General features: G+C 59.3%; 3 protein-coding genes. 1 reads left to right on the top strand and 2 read right to left on the bottom strand.

Features of this window, described 5'->3' with window-relative positions; translation table 11 throughout:
* Window positions 1-91 precede the first annotated feature (91 nt).
* Window positions 92-640 carry a peptidylprolyl isomerase gene (locus tag Q0288_RS01850; protein ID WP_299426300.1) on the bottom strand — a complete coding sequence of 183 codons (549 nt, stop codon included), beginning with the start codon at window positions 638-640 and terminating at the stop codon, window positions 92-94.
* A gap of 158 nt (window positions 641-798) precedes the next feature.
* A complete protein-coding gene (dcd, locus tag Q0288_RS01855) occupies window positions 799-1,347 on the bottom strand; it encodes a dCTP deaminase (RefSeq protein ID WP_299426294.1) in 549 nt (182 codons plus the stop codon).
* 170 nt (window positions 1,348-1,517) lie between these two features.
* Between dcd and Q0288_RS01860 the strand changes: the two genes are divergently transcribed.
* Window positions 1,518-2,494: Ig domain-containing protein (locus Q0288_RS01860; RefSeq protein ID WP_299426297.1), on the top strand; the 977-nt coding region annotated here is incomplete at its 3' end.

The raw sequence follows: 2,494 nt of genomic DNA on the forward strand, positions 1-2,494 counted from the left end.
GGGGGGTAGATAGTAGCGGGTGCCTTCGGGAATCATGCTGATAGTTGATAGCTATTAGCCGGAAGCAGAGTTTTTAGCTATCAGCTATAGGCTATTTGCCCCTGGCAAAGATCTTCACCGATACGATCTGGTCGCGGTCGGGCCGGCGCTGGGGGCCTTCGGTGGGGGCGATGCTCTCCACCGCGCCCATTCCCTCCACCACCTGGCCAAAAACCGTGTACTGCTGGTTGAGGTTGGGGGTGGGGCCAAAGGTGATGAAAAATTGCGAGCCATTGGAGTTGGGATCCATGGTGCGGGCCATGCCCAGCACACCTTTTTTGTCGAAGTTGAGCCTGGGGTTGACCTCGAGGCCAAACTGGTAGCCTGGGCCGCCGGTGCCGGTGCCGGTGGGGTCGCCGGTCTGGGCCACAAAACCCGGGATCACCCGGTGGAACACGATGCCCTCGAAGTAACGATTGAGGGCCAGAAAGACAAAGGAGTTAACCGTGTTGGGCGCTTCGGTTTCGAAAAGGTCAATTCCAATCTTGCCCTGGGTGGTCTCGATCTCGGCGAAGTAGTCGAATTTGGCAGGGTCAATCACCTGCTCGGCTCTGGCAAACCTGGTGACGGGCTGGTCTGATTGGTAGGGCAGGGCTTCCATGTTTCCTCCAAAACTGCGCTCGTTCGCGATACTGGGAAGTCCACCCCTTCCCTGAAGCAGGAACAGTGCCATACCTGCCAGGGTCAACAGGGCGACAACAATCAGGGCGATCCGCATCCGGGATAGTCTACCCGCGCCGACCAGAACTCGCCAGCGGGTTAGATTCGAGGCAAGGTAATTCCGCGCTGGCCCTGGTACTTGCCCTTGCGGTCACCATAGGTCACTTCGGGGCGTTCCCCCTCGAAAAAGACCAGCTGCACCACGCCTTCTCCGCCGTACATTTTGGCCGGAAGGGGGGTGGTGTTGGAGAACTCGAGGGTCACATGCCCCTCCCAGCCGGGCTCGAGAGGGGTGATGTTGGCCACAATACCCACCCGGGCATAGGTGCTTTTGCCAATGGCAATGGCCAGAACATTGTCGGGCATCCGGATATACTCCATGCTGCGGGCCAGCACGAAAGAGTTCGGAGGGATGATGACCTGATCGCCCTCGAAATCCACGAAACTCTTGGGGTCGAGACCCTTGGGGTCGGCGATGGTATTGAATACGTTGGCAAAAATCTTCCACTCCCTGGCAGCCCGCAGGTCGTAGCCAAAGCTCGAGAGCCCATAGCTAATCACCCCATCGCGCACCAGGCGTTCCTCAAAAGGCTCAATCATGCCTTGCTGGGCCTTTTCACGTATCCACCAGTCGGGCTTAACACTCATGCCCCACACTATACAGAAGATTAACCCTGTGCTGCTGCTTGTCAGTAAACCCTGGCTCGAGGTTTCCCAGGGCCGGGATTATGCGTAAATCTAGGCATTATTTGCCAGCCATGAGTAACATCCAGGCTATTTTCACAACGAAGGTTCATGTTGAAGCCTAAACTATAACCATGCTCCGGCTGCCCAGATGGGGAAAGGTCGCACTAACCGGCTCGCTACTGTCCCTGAGTCTGATGCTGGTTTCTTGCGGTGCGGACAGTCAGAACGACCAGAACCGCCAGCCTCTGCGCCTGACGGCCCGCTTCGACACGGGCTTTGTGGACGAACCCTACAACACCACCCTCACGGCGGATGGCGGTATCCGGCCCTACCGGTTTAACCTCGAGGGCAGCCTGCCCAGAGGCCTTAGTTTTAGCAACGGGCGTATCAGTGGCACCCCTCAGGAGCGGGGTACTTTTGAGCTAATCATTAGCGTAGAGGATGCCAACCTCTCCAGCCGCACCCAGAAAGTGACCCTGAACATCGGTGATACCCCGCCTCCCCGGCTCGACCAGGTCTTTCCGTTGGCTGAGGTCTCCGACCCCTTCCCGTATTTGTTCCGGGTACGTGACCGAGAGGCCAGGGGATTTCAGGCTCAGATTCGCCTGAGAGATCTCAAAACCGCCCTGGATAGCTTCAAAGCGGATTCCAACGTACTGTACGTAATTCGCTACAACGAAGAGAGCGGTCTCTTGGATATTGATGCGGCCTTCACCCGACCCCGCCGAGACCTGGAAGTCTTCCGCTTTACGGCCACCCCCCTACCGGACAAAAGAGTACGGCCCGATGCAAGTTTCCGTGAGACCAGGGTGGCCTTCTACGACCGCAATGGCAGGCTTGCGGGCAATGCCCAGGCCATTGAGCGGACCGCCAGCGAGGGCCGGTTCAGGTTTAGTGACCTCGAGGCCATCGCCCGTAACTGGGGCCGCCGCCTGACCCCGGCAACCCCCAACACGACCACCCCTGCCACCCCCCAGGCTCCCGCAGCAACCGCCCCGCAATCCCCTGCCAACAACCCAACCACCCCGCCCCAGGGCCCACCCGGGGATCAAGGACGGCCCCCCGCCCCCCCCACCCAAAAACACGCCTCCCACGCCCCCCGGTCCTC

The sequence above is a fragment of the uncultured Meiothermus sp. genome (genome assembly GCF_937863175.1).
Classification (GTDB): Bacteria; Deinococcota; Deinococci; order Deinococcales; family Thermaceae; genus Meiothermus.